At 74.8% G+C, this 17,450-nt stretch carries 19 protein-coding genes; 5 read left to right on the top strand and 14 right to left on the bottom strand.

Annotation, left to right across the window (positions count from 1 at the left end; genetic code table 11):
- Positions 1-34: 34 nt before the first annotated feature.
- Together IE271_RS17515 and IE271_RS17510 are read right to left on the bottom strand one after the other, a co-directional pair.
- Positions 35-1,192 (bottom strand): ROK family transcriptional regulator, encoded by a 1,158-nt coding sequence (locus IE271_RS17515; protein WP_190191262.1) that lies wholly within the window; start codon positions 1,190-1,192, stop codon positions 35-37.
- Positions 1,193-1,381: 189 nt separating this feature from the next.
- Positions 1,382-2,047 carry a response regulator transcription factor gene (locus IE271_RS17510; RefSeq protein ID WP_190191261.1) on the bottom strand — a complete coding sequence of 222 codons (666 nt, stop codon included), beginning with the start codon at positions 2,045-2,047 and terminating at the stop codon, positions 1,382-1,384.
- 116 nt (positions 2,048-2,163) lie between these two features.
- On the opposite strand from IE271_RS17510, the gene IE271_RS17505 reads away from it, so the two are divergent.
- Complete coding sequence (locus tag IE271_RS17505; protein WP_190191260.1) at positions 2,164-2,619, top strand: hypothetical protein; 456 nt, start codon at positions 2,164-2,166, stop codon at positions 2,617-2,619.
- Positions 2,620-2,733: 114 nt separating this feature from the next.
- On the opposite strand, the gene mug is transcribed toward IE271_RS17505, so the two are convergent.
- The 6 genes from mug to IE271_RS17475 form a co-directional block, all read right to left on the bottom strand.
- The gene (mug, locus tag IE271_RS17500; RefSeq protein ID WP_190191259.1) at positions 2,734-3,243 is read right to left on the bottom strand and encodes a G/U mismatch-specific DNA glycosylase; all 510 of its coding nucleotides are present in this window, start codon (positions 3,241-3,243) and stop codon (positions 2,734-2,736) included.
- Positions 3,244-3,287: 44 nt separating this feature from the next.
- Complete coding sequence (purB, locus tag IE271_RS17495; RefSeq protein ID WP_190191258.1) at positions 3,288-4,727, bottom strand: adenylosuccinate lyase; 1,440 nt, start codon at positions 4,725-4,727, stop codon at positions 3,288-3,290.
- 364 nt (positions 4,728-5,091) lie between these two features.
- Positions 5,092-5,904 (bottom strand): SGNH/GDSL hydrolase family protein, encoded by an 813-nt coding sequence (locus IE271_RS17490; protein WP_190191257.1) that lies wholly within the window; start codon positions 5,902-5,904, stop codon positions 5,092-5,094.
- Between the two features lie 315 nt (positions 5,905-6,219).
- Positions 6,220-7,242: a hemolysin family protein gene (locus tag IE271_RS17485; RefSeq protein ID WP_190191256.1), complete on the bottom strand. Its 1,023-nt coding sequence runs from the start codon at positions 7,240-7,242 to the stop codon at positions 6,220-6,222.
- Positions 7,239-8,594: a hemolysin family protein gene (locus tag IE271_RS17480; RefSeq protein WP_190191255.1), complete on the bottom strand. Its 1,356-nt coding sequence runs from the start codon at positions 8,592-8,594 to the stop codon at positions 7,239-7,241. Before IE271_RS17480 ends, IE271_RS17485 begins: the two co-directional genes overlap by 4 nt.
- A gap of 205 nt (positions 8,595-8,799) precedes the next feature.
- A complete protein-coding gene (locus IE271_RS17475; protein WP_190191254.1) occupies positions 8,800-9,225 on the bottom strand; it encodes a GNAT family N-acetyltransferase in 426 nt (141 codons plus the stop codon).
- Positions 9,226-9,340: 115 nt separating this feature from the next.
- Here IE271_RS17475 and IE271_RS17470 point away from each other — a divergent pair, with 115 nt between their 5' ends.
- Both IE271_RS17470 and IE271_RS17465 read left to right on the top strand, forming a co-directional pair.
- The gene (locus IE271_RS17470) at positions 9,341-9,568 is read left to right on the top strand and encodes an antitoxin (RefSeq protein ID WP_190191253.1); all 228 of its coding nucleotides are present in this window, start codon (positions 9,341-9,343) and stop codon (positions 9,566-9,568) included.
- Positions 9,569-9,605: 37 nt separating this feature from the next.
- Positions 9,606-9,944 (top strand): fic family toxin-antitoxin system, toxin component, encoded by a 339-nt coding sequence (locus IE271_RS17465; protein ID WP_190191277.1) that lies wholly within the window; start codon positions 9,606-9,608, stop codon positions 9,942-9,944.
- A gap of 10 nt (positions 9,945-9,954) precedes the next feature.
- Here the strand turns inward: IE271_RS17465 and IE271_RS17460 are convergent, their stop codons facing one another.
- The 4 genes from IE271_RS17460 to bioB form a co-directional block, all read right to left on the bottom strand.
- The gene (locus tag IE271_RS17460; protein ID WP_190191252.1) at positions 9,955-10,686 is read right to left on the bottom strand and encodes a class I SAM-dependent methyltransferase; all 732 of its coding nucleotides are present in this window, start codon (positions 10,684-10,686) and stop codon (positions 9,955-9,957) included.
- Between the two features lie 307 nt (positions 10,687-10,993).
- The gene (bioD, locus tag IE271_RS17455) at positions 10,994-11,719 is read right to left on the bottom strand and encodes a dethiobiotin synthase (RefSeq protein ID WP_190191251.1); all 726 of its coding nucleotides are present in this window, start codon (positions 11,717-11,719) and stop codon (positions 10,994-10,996) included.
- A 27-nt stretch (positions 11,720-11,746) separates the two neighbouring features.
- Entirely contained in the window at positions 11,747-13,060 is a 1,314-nt protein-coding gene (locus IE271_RS17450; protein ID WP_190191250.1) for an adenosylmethionine--8-amino-7-oxononanoate transaminase, read from the bottom strand.
- On the bottom strand, positions 13,053-14,336 hold the full coding sequence (gene bioB / locus IE271_RS17445) for a biotin synthase BioB (protein WP_190191249.1): 1,284 nt from the start codon (positions 14,334-14,336) through the stop codon (positions 13,053-13,055). The genes IE271_RS17450 and bioB overlap by 8 nt, the downstream gene beginning before the upstream one ends.
- Before the next feature lie 148 nt (positions 14,337-14,484).
- On the opposite strand from bioB, the gene IE271_RS17440 reads away from it, so the two are divergent.
- Positions 14,485-15,621 (top strand): 8-amino-7-oxononanoate synthase, encoded by a 1,137-nt coding sequence (locus tag IE271_RS17440; RefSeq protein ID WP_190191248.1) that lies wholly within the window; start codon positions 14,485-14,487, stop codon positions 15,619-15,621.
- Here IE271_RS17440 and IE271_RS17435 read toward each other — a convergent pair.
- Positions 15,602-15,826, bottom strand: a complete 225-nt coding sequence (locus tag IE271_RS17435; protein ID WP_190191247.1) for a DUF397 domain-containing protein — start codon at positions 15,824-15,826, stop codon at positions 15,602-15,604. The two genes, IE271_RS17440 and IE271_RS17435, sit on opposite strands and share 20 nt — an antisense overlap.
- Before the next feature lie 9 nt (positions 15,827-15,835).
- Complete coding sequence (locus IE271_RS17430) at positions 15,836-16,693, bottom strand: helix-turn-helix domain-containing protein (RefSeq protein ID WP_190191246.1); 858 nt, start codon at positions 16,691-16,693, stop codon at positions 15,836-15,838.
- A gap of 252 nt (positions 16,694-16,945) precedes the next feature.
- Between IE271_RS17430 and IE271_RS17425 the strand changes: the two genes are divergently transcribed.
- A complete protein-coding gene (locus tag IE271_RS17425; RefSeq protein ID WP_190191245.1) occupies positions 16,946-17,404 on the top strand; it encodes an ATP-binding protein in 459 nt (152 codons plus the stop codon).
- Positions 17,405-17,450: the final 46 nt, after the last annotated feature.

Below are 17,450 nucleotides of genomic sequence, written 5' to 3'. Positions count from 1 at the left end.
GCGGCGCCGTGCCGGCCGGGGTCCCCGGGGACCCTCAGCGCCGTGCCGTCACCGTGCCCTCGACGGCGAACAGCTGCTCCTCCACGTGGTCCAGGGCCAGCCGCAGCGCGCCCGTCGGCACGACGGCCTCCCCGAGGAGCGAGAGGGCGACCCGGGGCGGGCGCAGGCAGTAGCGCGCCAGCTCCCGGCGCAGGGGCTCCAGGACCCCGTCCAGGCCCGCGGCCCAGCCGCCGATGACGACGAGCTCGGGGTCCAGCGCGAGCACGAGCGCCGCCACGTCGTGCACCAGGCGCCTGATGAAACGGTCCACCGCGGCACGGGCCCGCTCGTCGCCCCGGCGCGCGAGGGCGAAGACCTCCGCGACCGCCTGCTCGTCCAGGGGGTGCAGCGGCTCGTCGGTCGTGGACAGCAGCGCCTCCGGCGTCGCCTCACGGCCCAGCAGGTGCAGCGCCCCGATCTCGCCGGCCGCGCCGCCGAAGCCGCGGTGCAGCCGGCCGCCGATCAGCGACCCCGCCCCGGGGCTCAGCCCGGCCAGCACGAACACCATGTCGTCCGACGCCGTGGCCGCGCCCTTCCAGTGCTCGGCCACGGCCGCCGCGTTGGCGTCGTTCTCCACCAGCACCGGGCACTTGAAGGAGCGCCGCAGCCGCTCGCCGAGCTGCAGGCCGGTCCACCCGGGCAACGCCGTGCCCAGGCGGACCGTGCCGTCCTCCTCGACGATGCCCGGGGTGCCCACACCGACGGCGCGCAGGGAGCTGCGGGCCACGCCCGCGCGGCGCAGCAGGTCGGCGACGGTGGCGCGCAGCCGCTCCAGCCGCTCGTCCGCGGGCGCGGTCTCGGCCACGTCCCGGGCCGCCGTGCCCAGGTAGCGGCCGTCCAGGTCGGCGAGGAGCGCGGCCACCCGGTGCGGGCCGATCTCCAGCCCCAGCAGGTGGCCGGCCTCCGCCCGGAAGCGGAACCGGCGGGCCGGGCGCCCCTGCCGCCGGGCGGCGCCCTCCTCGGCCGCGGTCTCCACGACGAGCCCGGCCTCGATGAGCCCCTCGACGACGCCCTCGACGGTCGGCCGGGACAGCCCGGTCAGCCGGGTGATCTCGGTGAGGGTCGCGCACTCCGCGGTGCGCAGCGCGTCCAGCACCACCGCGGAGTTGATCCTCCGCAGCAGGGAGGGGTCCCCACCGGTCAACCGCCCCAACGTCCGTCCTCCCAGCTCGCGCGCGTGTTGGCCGGATCGTACTCAACCAGGCGGGTACCGGCGAGAGCCGGGCGCCCGCGCCGTGCGCGCCGCTCCCCGCCGCACGCCCCGGCTCCGGCCCGCGGCCGCGCCGTCCGCCGCGGCCCGGAGCCGGTCCCTCCGGCTGTGTCCGAAAGGGTGGACCCGGCCTCAGCCCGGAGTGACGAAACCCGACTCGTACGCGGTGATCACCGCCTGGGTGCGGTCGCGCGCCCCCAACTTGGCCAGGACCGAGCTGACATGGGACTTGACCGTCTCGGTGCCGACGACGAGGTGGGCGGCGATCTCCGCGTTCGACAGGCCCCGGGTCATCAGCCGCAGCACGTCGCGCTCCCGCTCGGTCAGCGCGGCCCGCTCCAGGGCCGCGCGGGCCGCGGGACTTCCTCCGCCGCCGTCCCCGTAGGCGGCCGCCAACTGCCGCACCGACGCGGGGAACAGCAGCGACTCGCCCTCGGCGACCAGCCGCACGGCGTGCACGACCTCCTCCGGGCGGGCCCGCTTCAGCAGGAAGCCGTTCGCGCCCGCGCGCAGCGCCTCGTACACGTACTCGTCGTTCTCGAAGGTCGTCACGACCAGGATCCTCGGCGGGTCGTCGACGGTGCGCAGCACCGCGCGCGTGGTCTCGATGCCGTCCATCAGCGGCATGCGCACGTCCATGGCGACGACGTCCGGGCGCAGCCGCCGCACCAGCGGGATCACCGACGCGCCGTCGGCCGCCTCCCCGACGACCGCGATGTCCTCCTGCGCTTCGAGGACGGCGCGCAGACCGGCGCGGACGAGGGGCTCGTCGTCGACGAGGAGGACGGTGACCGGCATGCGGCCAGCGTAGATCAGCACGGCGGCGGCTGGACGCGCACCTGCCGGCGGTGCCGGTCCGGCCGGGTCGGCTCCGGGCACGGCGGCCTGTCAGTGCCGGGCGTTTTACTGGACGTATGACCATCGCGCAGCACATCGCCGTCATCGAGTCGCTGTGCTCCCGCGACTTCCCCGGGGAGTACGGCGGTCCGGGCGCGGGCGGCGGGGGAGCGGGCTTCCACCTCGTGGAGCTGGCGTGCGACGACGCCCCCGCGGCGTACGGGGAGTGCGGGGCGTGCGCGGACGAGGACGCGGCCGAGCAGTGCGAGGCCTGGCGGGACGGTCTGTCCGAGCGGCTGACGGCGCGGTGGGGCGAGCCGCGCTGGATCGGCCTGGACGGGGTGCTCCTGCGCTCCTTCGACCCCGGCGAGCACATACCGGAGCCGTGGGCGTCCTTCAGCGCGTACGTCGGGAACGCGCGGCTGTGGCGGGTCGGCGGCACCGGCCGCCGGCTCGCCCTCGGCGTCACCCGGCCCGGCGAGGAGCGCGCCCCACGGCTGGTCGCGCTCGTCACGGAGACCGACCCGCCCTGAGCCCCGAAACCGTCCGCCCGGCACCCGGGACGGGGCGGAACGACGGGCCGGAGCCGGGGCGGGGCCGGCCGAGTCAGGGGCCGGATGGGGCTGTCCGAGCCGGGGGCGTGCGGGCTAGCCGAGCCGGGGGAGGCCGGCGGCCTCGCGCAGGAGGGCGAACTCCTCCGCCATCGTCCCGGCCGTCCAGTGGGCGTTCAGGCCGCTGGGATTGGGCAGCACCCAGATCCGGGTCTCGCCGATCGTCCGCTCCTGCGGGCCCACCTTGGCCCTGCGGTCGTCGAAGGCCTGGCGGTACGCCGTCACGCCCAGCACCGCCAGCCAGCGCGGACGCAGCTTCGCCACCTTCAGGCTCAGCCGCCGGCCGCCCTCCTGGTACTCCTGCGCGCTCAGCTCGTCGGCCCGCGCGCTCGCCCGGTCCACGACGTTCGTGATGCCGAGGCCGTACGAGAGCAGCTCGTCCTGCTCGGCCGGCTTCAGCAGCCGGGGCGTGAAGCCGGAGCGGTGCAGCGCGGGCCAGAAGCGGTTGCCCGGCCGGGCGAAGTGGTGGCCCGTCGCGGCCGTCATCAGTCCCGGGTTGATGCCGCAGAACAGCACGTGGAGGCCGTCCGCGGCGACGTCCGGCACCAGCCGGTCGCGGGCGGCCTCCAGGTCGGCCTGGGTGAGCCGGTTCAGAGGATCGCCCCCGGCGCGTACCCGGCGGCCTCCGGGTGCTGCTTCACGATCTCCTCGATCCGGGCGACGACGGAGGCGACCTGGCCGGCCGCGGCGCCCGTGAAGGACAGCTTGTCGGCCATCAGCCCGTCCAGCGCCGCGCGGTCCAGCGGGATGCGCTCGTCGGCGGCGAGCCGGTCGAGGAGATCGTTGCGCTCGGCGCCCTGCTCGCGCATGCCGAGCGCGACGGCCACGGCGTTCTCCTTGATGGCCTCGTGGGCGACCTCGCGGCCGACGCCCGCGCGCACGGAGGCCATGAGGACCTTGGTGGTCGCGAGGAACGGCAGATAGCGGTCCAGCTCGCGGGCCACGACCGCCGGGAAGGCGCCGAACTCGTCGAGCACCGTCAGGAACGTCTCCAGCAGGCCGTCGAGCGCGAAGAACGCGTCGGGCAGGGCGACCCGGCGCACCACCGAGCAGGAGACGTCGCCCTCGTTCCACTGGTCGCCCGCCAGCTCGCCGGTCATCGAGGCGTAGCCGCGCAGGACCACCATGAGGCCGTTGACGCGCTCGCAGGAGCGGGTGTTCATCTTGTGCGGCATCGCCGAGGAGCCGACCTGGCCCGGCTTGAAGCCCTCGGTGACCAGCTCGTGCCCGGCCATCAGGCGGATCGTCTTCGCCAGCGACGAGGGCGCGGCGGCCAGCTGCACCAGCGCGGTGACGACCTCGTAGTCGAGCGAGCGCGGGTAGACCTGGCCGACCGAGGTGAAGGCCTGCCCGAAGCCGAGGTGCTCGGCGATCCGGCCCTCCAGCTCCGCGAGCCTGTCCGCGTCGCCGCCGAGCAGGTCGAGCATGTCCTGCGCGGTGCCCACCGGGCCCTTGATGCCGCGCAGCGGGTAGCGGCCGAGCAGCTCCTCGACGCGCCGGTACGCGACGAGCAGCTCGTCGGCGGCGGTCGCGAACCGCTTGCCGAGCGTGGTGGCCTGCGCGGCGACGTTGTGCGAGCGGCCCGCCATGACCAGCTCGCCGTACTCGCCGGAGAGCCTGCCGAGCCGGGCCAGGACGGCGACCGTGCGGTCGCGCACCAGCTCCAGCGAGAGCCGGATCTGCAGCTGCTCGACGTTCTCGGTCAGGTCGCGGGAGGTCATGCCCTTGTGCACGTGCTCGTGGCCCGCGAGGTCGTTGAACTCCTCGATGCGCGCCTTCACGTCGTGCCGCGTGACCTTCTCGCGCTCCGCGATCGAGGCCAGGTCGACCCGGTCCAGGACGTTCTCGTAGTCGGCGATCGCGGTGTCCGGCACCTCGATCCCGAGGTCCTTCTGGGCCCGCAGCACGGCGAGCCAGAGCCGGCGCTCCAGCTCGACCTTGTGCTCGGGGGACCACAGGGTGGCCAGCTCGGCGGAGGCGTAGCGTCCGGCGAGAACGTTCGGGATGCGGGGCTTGGCAGGCGCAGTCACGTGGACGGAGTCTACTGGCGGTTCGTGCAGGCCGGCGCCACCGGGTGGTTCGTGGGAAGCTACGAGAGACACCGGGTGCCGCGCCGTCGCCGCAGGTCGCGGGGCGGGCACGGTTCCTCGGGAGTGCCCTCCCGAGCCCCGCACGGCCGTACGGGGAGGCCGTACGGGGAGGTCTTCCGCACCCCGCACGCGGCCGTACGGGAGCCGCCCGCTCCTCGCCTCCGCGCTCCGTACGGCGGCGTCTTGCGCGGCTCCTGTGCAGTCCCTTCGCGGCTCCGTGCGGCAGCGGTCCCGGACGGCCGGCCGCGTGGCCTCCGCTTCTCCGGGCGGCTGCTTCTCCGGGACGGCTGCTTCTCCGGGACGGCTACTTCTCCGGGGTCGGCACGCGCACCTCGCCGAGCCCCGGCACCTCGTACGGCAGCAGCTCCGGGCGCTTGGCCGGGCGGCCGTCGCCGGAGGAGCGGCCGGTGAGGCGGCGGCCGATCCACGGCAGCAGGTGCTGCCGGGCGAAGCGGACGTCGGCGGTGCGGCGGGCGAGCCAGCGCAGCGGCGGCGCGGGCGGCATCGGCGTGCGCCAGTCGGCGTCCTCCGGCTCGTACCCGAGGGCCTGCCAGACCCCCTCCGCCACCCGGCGGTGCCCCTCGGCCGTCAGGTGCAGCCGGTCCACGTCCCACAGCCGGGGGTCGGCGAGCGAGGGCGCACCGTAGAGGTCGACCACGATCGCGCCGTGCCGGGCCGCGAGCTCGTCGACGCAGGCGAACAGCGCCTCCATGCGCGGCCGGAAGCGTTCGAGCACCGGACCCCGGCGGCCCGGGCTGCGCATCAGCACCAGCTGCTCGCAGGAGGGGGCCAGCTTCTCCACGGCCTCCTCCAGCAGCCCGCGCACGCGCCCCATGTCGCACTTGGGCCGCAGCGTGTCGTTGAGGCCGCCGACCAGCGTGATCACGTCCGGTCGCATCGCGGCCGCCACGTCGACCTGCTCCGCGACGATCTGCCCGATCAGCTTGCCGCGCACCGCGAGGTTGGCGTACCGGAATCCGGGCGTGCGGGCCGCCATCCGGGCGGCGAGGAGATCGGCCCAGCCGCGGTACGAGCCGTCGGGCTGCAGGTCCGACATGCCCTCGGTGAAGGAGTCGCCGACCGCGACAAGACTGGTGTATGTGGCATTCGTCTGCATGGCGACAGCGATGGTATCCCGGTGGCGTACCCGCCGGCCGGTCGGACCGCTCCCGCCCGCCCGGCAGCCCTCCGCCGCCCTGGCCGCGCCGCGCGCGGCAGCTGTCGCACCCGCCGCGCCGGGCGGCAGCCGTCGTCCCCGTCGTGCCGTGCGCCAGCCGTAGTCCCCGTCGGCCGGGCGGCAGCCGTCGTGGTCACCGTGCCTGCTGCCGGCTCTCCCCGTCCTGCCGCCACCGTGCCCGCCGCCCCGGCGGTCGGTCGTCGCCGTGCCGGGCGGCCGTGGGTCATGCGCGCACGGCCGCCCGGCGGGCCGGTCTCACACGTGCTGCCCGAACAGCTCCCGCAGCACGTCCTCCATGGTCACCAGGCCCGCGAGCCGCCCGTCCTTGCCGATCACCGCCGCCAGGTGCGTCCGGCTGCGGCGCATCGAGGTCAGGACGTCGTCCAGCGGCGTGCTCTCCCGCACCCGGGCGATGGACCGCATGTCCCGCACCTGGAAGGGCAGGTCCCGCGGCATCGCGTCGAGGGCGTCCTTGACGTGCAGGTAGCCGACGATGCGCCGCCCGCTGTCCACCACGGGGAACCGCGAGAAGCCGGACTGCGCCGCCAGGGCCTCCAGCCGCTCGGGCGTCACGCCCACGTGCGCGTAGACGACGCGCTCCAGCGGGAGCACCACGTCGCGCACCGGGCGGCGCCCCAGCTCCAGCGCGTCGTGCAGCCGCTCCTGGGCGCGGTCGTCGATGAGCCCCGCCTCGCCGGAGTCCTGCACGAGGCGGGCCAGCTCGGCGTCCGAGAAGGTCGCGGCCACCTCGTCCTTGGCCTCCACCCGCAACAGCTTGAGCAGGGTGTTGGCGAAGGTGTTGACGGTGAAGATCACCGGCCGCAGCGCCCGGGAGAGCGCCACCAGCGGCGGTCCGAGCAGCAGCGCGCTGCGCACCGGCTCGGCGAGCGCGATGTTCTTCGGCACCATCTCGCCGAGCAGCATGTGCAGATACGTCGCCAGGGTCAGCGCGATCACGAAGGAGACGGCGTGACCGGCGCCGTCCGGTACGCCCACGGCGTGGAAGAGCGGCTCCAGCAGGTGCGCGATCGCGGGCTCCGCGACCACGCCGAGCACCAGCGTGCACAGGGTGATGCCGAGCTGCGCGGCCGCCATCAGCGCCGACACGTGCTCCAGGCCCCACAGCACGCTGCGCGCCCGCCGGGCCTTGTCCGGGTCGCCCTCGACGTACTGCTCGACCTGGCTGCGGCGCACGGAGATGAGGGCGAACTCGGCGCCCACGAAGAAGGCGTTGACGACCAGGGTCGCCAGGCCGATCAGCAGTTGTACGACGGTCATGACCGGCCCTCCCCGGTGTGCTGCGCGGCGGCCGCGGACGCGGCCGTGTCGTCGGGACCGTGCATCAGGACCCGCGCGGCCCGCCGCCCCGCGGCGTCGACGACGTCCAGCCGCCACCCGGCGACCTCGACCGTGTCGCCGACCGCGGGGATGCGGCCGAGCTCCGTGGCGATCAGTCCGGCCAGCGTCTCGTACGGCCCCTCGGGGGCGCGCAGCCCCACCCGGGCGAGCTGGTCCATGCGGGCGGCGCCGTCGGCCGAGTACAGGGTCCGGCCCTCGTCGTCCGTGCCGGCCGGCGCGAGGTCGGACGTCTCGTGCGGGTCGTGCTCGTCGCGGACCTCGCCGACGACCTCCTCGACGATGTCCTCGATGGTGGCGACGCCCGCGGTGCCGCCGTACTCGTCGATGACGACGGCCATCGTGCTCTTGCCGGACAGCCGGTCCAGGAGCCGGTCCACGGTCAGCGACTCGGGCACGAAGAGCGGCTCGCGCATCACCTTCTCCACGCTCTGGCGCGCCCGCTGCTCGGCAGGGACGGCCAGTACGTCCTTGATGTGCGCGACGCCGACGACCGTGTCGAGGCCGCCGCGGTGGACGGGGAAGCGGGACAGCCCGGTCGCCCGGGTCGCGTTCGCCACGTCCTCGCAGGTCGCCTGCGCGTCGAGGGCCATGACCTGGACGCGCGGGGTCATCACGTTCTCCGCGGTGAGGTCCGCGAGGTTGAGGGTGCGCACGAAGAGCTCGGCGGTGTCCGGTTCCAGCGCGCCCTCCTTGGCGGAGTGCCGGGCGAGGGCGACCAGCTCCTGCGGGCCGCGCGCGGACGCCAGCTCCTCGGCCGGTTCGAGGCCGAAGAGGCGCACGACACGGTTCGCGGTGTTGTTGAGCTGGGTGATGAAGGGGCGGAAGGCGGCGCTGAACCAGCGCTGCGGCGTCGCCACCCGCTTGGCCACCGCCAGCGGCGAGGAGATCGCCCAGTTCTTGGGCACCAGCTCGCCGACCACCATCAGGAAGACGGTCGACAGGGCGGTGCCGATGACCAGGGCGATGGAGCCGGACGCCGAGCGCGGGACGCCGACCGCCTCCAGCGGGCCCGCGATCAGCTTCGCGATGGACGCTTCGGAGAGCATGCCGACCACCAGGTTGGTGACCGTGATGCCGAGCTGGGCGCCGGAGAGCTGGAAGGTCAGGTTCCGTACGGCTTTCAGGGCGCCGGCCGCGCCGCGTTCGCCACGCTCGGCCGCCTGTTCCAGCTCGCTGCGCTCGACCGTGGTCAGCGAGAACTCCGCGGCGACGAACGCACCGCACGCCAGCGACAGCAGCACCGCCACCGCGAGCAGGAGCACTTCGGTCATCGGGTCACCTCCGTCCCATGATCGGTCGGGGACGGGACGTCGGCACGGCGGGGGAGACGCGGCACACCGCGCCGCCGGTAACTGGGAGGCTCGCCCATGGGCGGACGCTCACGCACCTTTCGGGGGAAGAATCGATCGATCTTTCCCATGGTAAAGGGTCGGTAAAGCGGCCATGGGTGCGCCGGACGGACCCGCGTGCGCGGCCTCAGCTCCCGAGCGGCTTCACCCATCGCCGCCACTCTTCCTCGGGCGAGTACCCAGCCGCCCGCCAGGCATGGTGCGCGGTTTCGTTCCGCCGCAGCACCATCGCGTCGCCGCGCCGTCCGCCCAGCCGGACGAACCGCTCCTCCGCGGCGGCCAGGAGCGCCGAGCCGACGCCCCGGCGCCGCCGTCCGGGGTGCACCGCGAGCCGGTAGAGGTGGCAGCGCCAGCCGTCGAAGCCCGCGATCACCGTGCCCACCAGCTCCCCGTCCAGCTCCGCGAGGAGCAGCGCTTCGGGGTCGCGGGCCACCAGGCGTGCCACGCCGTCGCGGTCGTCGCTGATGCTCGTGCCCTCGGCCGCGTCCTTCCAGAAGGCCAGCACGGTGTCGAGGTCGCCGGGCAGCGCGGCCCGGATGCGGAGATCGCTCATGCCGCGATCCCAGCACCGGACCGCGGCGGCGCGAGGGGATTTCCACCATGCGGACGCCGCCGCCTCCGGCCGCGGCCCCTTGCCGCTGCTAGCGTTCCGGCGCTAGCGTGGAGGGGTGGCGAAGACTCAGCTGAACGTACGCGTGGACGAGGGCACCGCCCGGACCGCCCGCGAACGGGCCCTGGCCCGCGGCATGAGCGTCAACCGGTACATCGAGGAACTGGTCAGGCAGGACGCCGGCGAAGTGGGCCGCACGTTCGTGGAGGCCGCCGCCGACTTCATGGAGCAGTACGAGAACGTCTTCGCCGAGGAGTTCGGCGCGGAGCGAGAAGGCCGTCGCTGAACCGTTGGACGTGCACATCGACCTCGCCTGGCTCCTGATGGTCGCCGAGCAGAGGACACCGGGGGACCCCCAGGTCACCGACTGGGGCGCGCTCGTCGCCGCGGTCAGCCGGCACGAGGCGGAGATATTCGGCGTCCCGGTCTACGACGGCCCGTACGCCCGCGCCGCCGCGCTGCTCCAGCTCCTGATGCACGTACCGGCGCTGGAGCGCTCCAACGCGATGTTCGCCTCGGCCGTCGCGTACGCCTACCTCGTCGCCAGCGGCCTGAAGGTCGAGACCGCTCCCGAGCGGGTCCGGGACCTGGCCCGGCTGGTCAAGAGCGGTGACGCGACCGTGCACGACATCGCGCGGGAGCTGCGCCAGTGGAGTCCGTGAGCCCCTCCCGCTAGCGTTCCCCTTCCAGGTCGGGGCGGCGCGCGGTGCCCAGCACGAAGTACGAGCCCGGCGTGCGCACCCCGTGGCCGGGGAGCAGCAGGCGGCGGTGGGGGCCCACCTCGTAGCCCGCGTCGCGGAGCGCCCCGACGGTGTCCCGGGACACGTGGCAGCCGCCGAAGAGCAGCGGCCACACCGTGCGGTCCAGGCCGCGCTGGACGGAGAGCATCGCCGGGCCGCCGCCCCGGCCGTGCTCCAGGAAGCGCATCTCACCGCCGGGCCGCAGCACGCGCCGGACCTCGGCGAGCGCCCTCGGCACGTCCCGGACGCTGCACAGCACCAGGGAGACGACCGCCGCGTCGAACGCCTCGCTCTTGACCGGCAGCGCCTCCGCGACGCCCGGCACCACGTCGACCGGCACGTCCGAGCGCAGGGCCGCGGTCACCGCGAGCTGCCGCAGACTGCGCTCCGGTTCGATGGCGACGACCTCGGAGACGGTGCGCGGGTAGTGCGCGAAGTTCAGGCCGTTGCCCGCGCCGATCTCGATGACGCGGCCGGAGAGCCCCGCGAGCAACTCGTCCCTGAGCCCGCCGACGGTGCCCTCGGCGGCCGCGCTGGCTCTGGCGTAGAAGCGGGCGAACAGCGGGTGGTGCACCGGGGACGCGGGCGGCTTCGCGCGCCGCGCGGTCGGGCCGGTGCGGGTGGTCTTGCCTGTCTTGGTGGCTCTGAGGCCGCGCATGGGCATGGGGACCTCCCCCGTAGAGCTGCGGATACGGCGATTGTCCCCGCACCGGGACCGGCTCACCCGTTCGGACCTCGGGCTTCCGGAACGGGTCCGCCGGACGGGCGACGAGGAGCGGGCACCGAGCGAGGGCCGGGCACCGAGGGCCGGGGACCGGACGCCGAGGAGCGGCCGCCCGCCCCCGGGTTGTGCCCGCCGCCGGTGACCGCCCGCTCCGCAGGCCGGGCCTGCGGCCGGTGACCGCTCCGCGGGCCGCGCCCGCCGCCGGTGACCGCCCGCTCCGCAGACCGTGCCCGGCCCCGGTGGTCGCCTACTCCTCGGGGCGCGTCTGCTGCGCCGTGAACGTCTGCGCGTCCCACCGTCCGTCCAGGCGCGGAGCCAGCCAGTCCGCCGCCCCGGTCCGGAACGCCGCGGGCGGCAGCGCCCCCGCCCCGTCCGGCACCGCCCCCAGCAGCGGGGCGCCGGTCACGACGGGAAGGTCGAGGAGGTTGCAGCGGGACGCGAGGTCCGGGCGGCGCGGCCAGCTGCCCAGGACCACGCCCTCCGGGGCGAGGCCCCGGCGCGCCAGCTCACGCGCCGTCAGCTCGGTCGTGTTCAGCGTGCCGAGGCCCGGCGCGGCCACCACCAGGACGGGTGCCGCCAGCAGCCGCGCGGCCTCGGCCAGCGTGCCGCCCTCGTCGTCGAGCCGGACGAGCAGTCCGCCCGCCCCCTCGACGAGGACGAGGTCGTGCTCGGCCGCGAGCTTGCCCGCGGCCTCCGCCACCTCGAAGGGCCGGACGGGGGCCAGTCCCGCCCGGCGCGCGGCCGTCGCGGGCGCCAGCGGCTCGGGGAACCGGGCCAGTTCACGCGCCGTCACCCCGCCCGCAAGACGGGCCACCTCGTCGGCGTCCCCGCGCTCGCCCGGCGCCACCCCGGTCTGCGCGGGCTTCAGCACCGCCACCGAGCGCCCGGCGGCCAGGGCCGCCGCCGCGACGGCGGCGGTGACGACGGTCTTGCCGACCTCCGTGCCCGTCCCCGTGATCACCAGTACCGGCATGTCACCCCTCCCGCTCCCCGCATCCGCTCACCCCTCCTCCGCCGCCGCGCACACCGCGGCGGCGATCCGTGCCACGTCCGCGTCCCCGGTCACGTACGGCGGCATCGTGTACACCAGGTCGCGGAAGGGCCGCAGCCACACGCCCTCGCGCACCGCCGCGCGCGTGGCGGCCGCCATGTCGACCTCGTGGTCCAGCTGGACCACCCCGATGGCGCCGAGGACCCGTACGTCCCGCACGCCGGGGAGCGCCGCGGCCGGCGCCAGCCCCTCCCGCAGCCCCGCCTCGACGCGCTCGACCTCCGTGCGCCAGTCCTGCCCGAGCAGCAGGTCGATCGAGGCGCAGGCCACGGCGGCGGCGAGCGGGTTGCCCATGAACGTCGGCCCGTGGGCCAGCACCGGCACCTCGCCGCGCGCGATGCCGTCGGCCACGCGGGGCGTGCACAGCGTCGCCGCCAGCGTCAGGTAACCGCCGGTCAGCGCCTTGCCCACGCACATCACGTCGGGTGTGACGCCCGCGTGGTCCGCCGCGAACAGCTCGCCCGTGCGGCCGAACCCGGTCGCGATCTCGTCGAACACGAGCAGCACGTCGTGGGCGTCGCACGCCTCGCGCAGCACCCGCAGCAGGCCGGGGGAGTGGAACCGCATCCCGCCCGCGCCCTGCACCACCGGTTCCACGATCACCGCGGCCAGTTCGTCCGCGTGCCGCCCGACCAGCTCCCGCAGACGGTCCGCGTACGCCTCCTCGTACTCCGCCGGGGGCGCCTCGGCGAAGAGCTGCCGGGGCAGGACCCCCCGCCACAGCTCGTGCATCCCGCCCTCGGGGTCGCACACGGACATCGGGTGCCAGGTGTCGCCATGGTAGCCGCCGCGCCAGGTCAGCAGGCGCCGCTTGGCGGGACGGCCCAGCGAGCGCCAGTACTGCAGGCACATCTTCAGCGCGACCTCGACCGAGACCGAGCCGGAGTCGGCGAGGAAGACGTGCTCCAGGCCGTCGGGCGCGATGTCGACGAGGCGCTTCGCCAATCGGACGGCGGGCTCGTGCGTGAGCCCGCCGAACATCACGTGGCTCATCCGCTCCAGCTGCCCGCGCACGGCCTCGTCCAGCACCGGGTGGCGGTAGCCGTGGATGGCCGACCACCAGGACGACATGCCGTCCACCAGCTCGCCCGCGCCGGCCGTGCGCAGCCGCACCCCGCTCGCCGACTCCACGACGAGCGGTTCGCCGCGGCCCGGCATCGGCCCGTACGGGTGCCAGACGTGCCGGCGGTCGAGGTCCAGCAGTTCGGCCGGCGACAGTTCGGACAGCCCGGTGGACCCGGCTCCTCCCCGGGGCTCAGGCATTGGGCGCGAGGTCCGTTCCGGCGCCCCGGCGGCGCACCGCCACGAGGTCCGTACGCGGCGCGGCGGCGGCCGGAGCGGCGGCGTCCCCCCGCGCGGACCCCCCGTCGGCGACCGGCTGCGCGGATTCCTCGTCGGCGAACGCCGGCGCGGACCCCTCGTCGGCGGCCTCCGCCGCGGCGGGTCCGGCGGCCGGCGCCGCACCTGCGCACACGCCCCCGTCCCCTCCGTCCCCGTCCCCGCACCCGTGTCCGCCGCATCCGGCGCCCGCCGCGGCCCGGTGCTCCGGCAGCGTCGTGCGGTCCGTGCCCTCCACCTCGAAACCGGCGTCCGCGATCATCTCCAGGTCCGCCCTGCCGGCCTGGCCCTCGCTGGTGAGGTAGTCGCCGAGGAAGACCGAGTTGGCGAGGTGCAGCGCCAGCGGCTGCATCGTGCGCAGGTGCACCTCGCGGCCGCCCGCGATGCGCACCTCCACGTCCGGGCAGACGAACCGGACCATGGCCAGAATGCGCAGGCAGCGCTGCGGGGTGAGGTTCCACTCCTTCGCCAGCGGCGTGCCCTCGAAGGGGATCAGGAAGTTCACCGGCACCGAGTCGGGGTCGAGGGCGCGCAGCGAGAAGACCACGTCGACCAGGTCCTCGTCCGTCTCGCCCATGCCCGCGATCAGGCCGGAGCAGGCGGACAGCCCGGCCGCGTGCGCCCTGCGGACCGTGTCCACCCGGTCGGCGTAGGTGTGCGTGCTGGTGATGTCGCCGTACGTGCGCTCGGACGTGTTGAGGTTGTGGTTGTAGGCGTCCGCGCCGGCCGCGCGCAGCCGCTCGGCCTGCCCGTCGGAGAGCAGGCCCAGGCAGGCGCACACCTCGACGCCCTCGTGGCCCTCCTTGATGGCCTTGATGGTGTCCGAGACCCGGTCCACGTCGCGGTCCGTCGGGCCGCGGCCGCTGGCGACCAGGCAGACCCGCTTCGCGCCGCCGGCCAGCCCGGCGGCGGCAGCCGCACTCGCCTGCTCCGGCTTCAGCCAGGTGTACTTCAGGATCTCCGCCTTCGAGCCGAGGCGCTGCGAGCAGTACGAGCAGTCCTCGGGGCACAGCCCCGACTTGAGGTTGACCAGATAGTTGAGCTTCACGCGGCGGCCGAACCACTTCCGGCGCACCCTGCCGGCCGCGGCCACCACATCGAGGAGTTCGTCGTCGGACGTGGCCAGGACGGCCAGCGCCTCGCTCCGGGTCGGCGGCTCGTGCCGAAGCCCCTTGTCCACCAGCGTGTTCAGCAGGTCCATGAGGGACGATCCTGGCGCACGGGAGCGTTCCCGGCCAAGGAGGAAGTGCACAACGGCCGCGGGTCGCCGTGTGGGTATTGCCACATCATGGGTAGGGCACCGTCCGGCTAGTGTCTGTCCACTGCCTACAAACACACCGGAGGCCCGCATGCCCGCGTCGCCGTTCTCGTGGCTCGACGAGGAGGCGCGCCGGCGCCACCGCGACGGACTCGTGCGCACCCTGCGCCCGCGCCCCGCCGCGTCGGACCTGCTCGACCTGGCGGGCAACGACTACCTGGGCCTGGCCCGCCACCCGGAGGTCACCTCCGCGGCGGCCGCCGCGGCCCGGGAGTGGGGCGGCGGCGCCACCGGCTCCCGCCTGGTCACGGGCAGCACGCGGCTGCACGCCGAGCTGGAGGGCGAGCTGGCCGCGTTCTGCGGCTTCGAGGCCGCCCTCGTGCTGTCCTCCGGCTACGCCGCCAACCTGGCCGCGGTCACCGCGCTCGCGCCGCACGGCACGCTCGTCGTGTCGGACGCGGGCAACCACGCCTCGCTGATCGACGGCTGCCGGCTCGCGCGCGGCACGACGCAGGTCGTCCCGCACGCCGACCCGCAGGCCGTGCGCAAGGCGCTCGGCACCCGTGCGGGGCCCGCCGTCGCCGTCTCCGACACCGTCTTCTCGGTGGACGGCGACGCCGCGCCGCTCGCCGGACTCGCCGCGGCCTGCCGCGCGTACGGCGCCGGGCTCGTCCTAGACGACGCGCACGGGCTCGGCGTCCTCGGCGCGGGCGGCCGCGGGGCCCCGCACGCGGCGGGGCTCGCGGGCGCGTCCGACGTCGTCGCCACCGTCACGCTGTCGAAGTCCCTCGGCAGCCAGGGCGGGGCCGTCCTCGGTCCCGCCCGGGTGATCGACCACCTGGTCAACACGGCGCGCACCTTCATCTTCGACACCGGGCTCGCGCCGGCCGCGGCGGGCGCCGCGCTCGCGGCGCTGCGTCTGCTGCGCCGCGAGCCCGGCCGCGCCGGCCGTGTGCGGGCGGTGGCGGCGGCCCTGCACGCCGGGCTCACCGCCGAGGGCCTGGAGGCCGTGCGTCCGGACGCCGCCGTCGTCTCCGTGCGCGCCGCGTCGCCGGAGCGGGCCGTGCGCTGGGCGGCCGACTGCCGTGCGGCGGGCGTCGCCGTGGGCTGCTTCCGGCCCCCGTCGGTGCCGGACGGCGTCTCACGGCTGCGTCTGACGGCCCGCGCGGACCTCACCGACGCCCAGGTCGACCGGGCCGTACGGGTGGTCAGTGCAGCGCGGCGATGAACTCCTCCCAGGCCGCCGGGGGGAAGAGCAGGGCCGGGCCGCAGGTGTTCTTGGAGTCGCGCACCGCGAGCAGTCCGGCCCCCGGTCCGTGGTCGGGACGGGCCGTCTCGACGCAGTTGTTCATTCCCGTGCTGCGGCTGCTGCGTTGCCACCGCACACCGCGAATCGCGGTGCTGGAGGTGACGTTGCGAGGCAGTACGGACATGATGCCTCCTCACACGCCGTCGATGATCCCGGCGATGAAATCCAATGAGTCCTCGGGCGAAAGGGCTTGGATCCGAAGGGAGTTGAAGGCCTCGCTGTAAGCGTCGAGGTCCTCTTTCCGTTCGAGATAGAGGCTACTCGTCAAGTGGTCGAGAACAACTACATCCAGGTCAGATGTGCTCGGGAAGGAAAGAATCACAAAGGGGCCGGTGACACCGACGTGGACACCCGCCCCGTACGGGAGCACTTGCAGGCGCACATGGGGGAGCGAAGCCGCCTCCCGGAGCCGCTCCAGCTGCCGGCCCATCACCTCCGGGCCGCCGACCGGACGGCGCAGTACGGCCTCGTCGAGCACGGCGCTCAGCCGCAGCGGGCGCTGCGAGCGCAGCACGTCCTGGCGGGCCCGCCGGACCTCCACGAGCGCGTCGAGCTTGCCGTCGGGGAGCCCTTTCACGGTGGCCCGGGTGACCTCGCGGGCGTACTCCGGTGTCTGCAGCAGACCGGGCACCACAGAGGTCTCCAGGGTGCGCATCGCGCAGGCCTGCGACTCCAGGCTGATGAAGTCCCGGTACGCCTGGGGCAGCAGTCCCCTGTAGGCGTGCCACCAGTGGTGCCGGCCGCCCTCGTCGGAGCCGGCCAGCACGACCAGCAGTTCCCGCACCTCCGGCGTGCGTACGTCGTAGGCGTCCAGGAGCAGCCGCACGTCGGACGGCTTGACGCCGCTGCGCCCCGTCTCGATCCGGCTGACTTTCGACTGGTGCCAGCCGACCCGCCGGGCGGCCTCGTCGCTCGTGAGACCCGCACGGGTGCGCAGGGCGCGCAGCTCGGCACCGAGCTTGCGGCGGCGCACCGCGGGACCGTGTTGCATGGCGTCTCCCTCCGCCCGGCACGCGCTTGTCCACGGCGACGGTAGAGGATGGGCAGGGCGTTCGCCCAAATACGGTCGGTCGCGGCAGAGTTCACCGCTTCGAGCGACAGATATATGCACATCTTGGCGGATCGCCGCCCGTGACGGGTCGCGGAGTGGCAGTCTTGCGCGAAGCACCGAGTCCGGGACCGTACTCGGGTCAACCGCTCCGCTGTCGCCACTCCGGTCCCGTGGGAAAGGGACGACGTCGCCATGGCAGACCACCAGGAAGCATCCGTCACTCTGCCGAGCGAGCCTGCCTCGGTCTCCGTGGCCCGCAACTACGTCATCACCGTGCTCGCCGAGTGGGGCATGCCCGGTGACGCCGAGATCGCCGACACCGTCCGCCTCATCGTGTCCGAACTGGCCACCAACGCCGTCCAGCACACCTTCGGGCAGTCGCCCACCTTCACCGTCGACGTCGCGCTCGACCGCGACGAGCGGCTGCGCGTCGGCGTCACCGACAGTCACCCCCGTTTCCCGAAACGGCTGCCGGCCGCCGTCCAGCAGGACAACGGCCGGGGCATGGTGATCATCCGCAGCCTGGCCGCGGAGGCCGGGGGCCGGCTGACGGTCCGCCCCACCCGCGAGGGCGGCAAGACGGTGGCGATCGAACTGCCGTGGACGACCGCGGCAAAGAGCCTGGCGGCGGGGAACCGGCACAAGTCGTGAGGCGGCGCCGGGGTTCGCCGGCCGCCTGAGGAGGCGGATGCGTCCG

This window comes from Streptomyces minutiscleroticus, from assembly GCF_014650875.1.
In the GTDB taxonomy this organism is placed as follows: Bacteria; Actinomycetota; Actinomycetes; order Streptomycetales; family Streptomycetaceae; genus Streptomyces; species Streptomyces minutiscleroticus.
This window is presented reverse-complemented; position numbering and strand designations above follow the sequence as displayed.

Coding starts and splice junctions, on each gene's coding strand:
- bioD (WP_190191251.1), bottom strand. CDS start 11,719: ATGCCGGTACTGGTGATCACGGGGACGGGCACGGAGGTCGGCAAGACC.
- IE271_RS17460 (WP_190191252.1), bottom strand. CDS start 10,686: ATGCCCATGCGCGGCCTCAGAGCCACCAAGACAGGCAAGACCACCCGC.
- IE271_RS17475 (WP_190191254.1), bottom strand. CDS start 9,225: ATGAGCGATCTCCGCATCCGGGCCGCGCTGCCCGGCGACCTCGACACC.
- IE271_RS17435 (WP_190191247.1), bottom strand. CDS start 15,826: ATGTCCGTACTGCCTCGCAACGTCACCTCCAGCACCGCGATTCGCGGT.
- IE271_RS17490 (WP_190191257.1), bottom strand. CDS start 5,904: ATGCAGACGAATGCCACATACACCAGTCTTGTCGCGGTCGGCGACTCC.
- IE271_RS17465 (WP_190191277.1), top strand. CDS start 9,606: ATGGTCGCCGAGCAGAGGACACCGGGGGACCCCCAGGTCACCGACTGG.
- IE271_RS17485 (WP_190191256.1), bottom strand. CDS start 7,242: ATGACCGTCGTACAACTGCTGATCGGCCTGGCGACCCTGGTCGTCAAC.
- IE271_RS17425 (WP_190191245.1), top strand. CDS start 16,946: ATGGCAGACCACCAGGAAGCATCCGTCACTCTGCCGAGCGAGCCTGCC.
- IE271_RS17505 (WP_190191260.1), top strand. CDS start 2,164: ATGACCATCGCGCAGCACATCGCCGTCATCGAGTCGCTGTGCTCCCGC.
- IE271_RS17440 (WP_190191248.1), top strand. CDS start 14,485: ATGCCCGCGTCGCCGTTCTCGTGGCTCGACGAGGAGGCGCGCCGGCGC.
- IE271_RS17430 (WP_190191246.1), bottom strand. CDS start 16,693: ATGCAACACGGTCCCGCGGTGCGCCGCCGCAAGCTCGGTGCCGAGCTG.
- IE271_RS17510 (WP_190191261.1), bottom strand. CDS start 2,047: ATGCCGGTCACCGTCCTCCTCGTCGACGACGAGCCCCTCGTCCGCGCC.
- bioB (WP_190191249.1), bottom strand. CDS start 14,336: ATGGACCTGCTGAACACGCTGGTGGACAAGGGGCTTCGGCACGAGCCG.
- IE271_RS17450 (WP_190191250.1), bottom strand. CDS start 13,060: ATGCCTGAGCCCCGGGGAGGAGCCGGGTCCACCGGGCTGTCCGAACTG.
- IE271_RS17480 (WP_190191255.1), bottom strand. CDS start 8,594: ATGACCGAAGTGCTCCTGCTCGCGGTGGCGGTGCTGCTGTCGCTGGCG.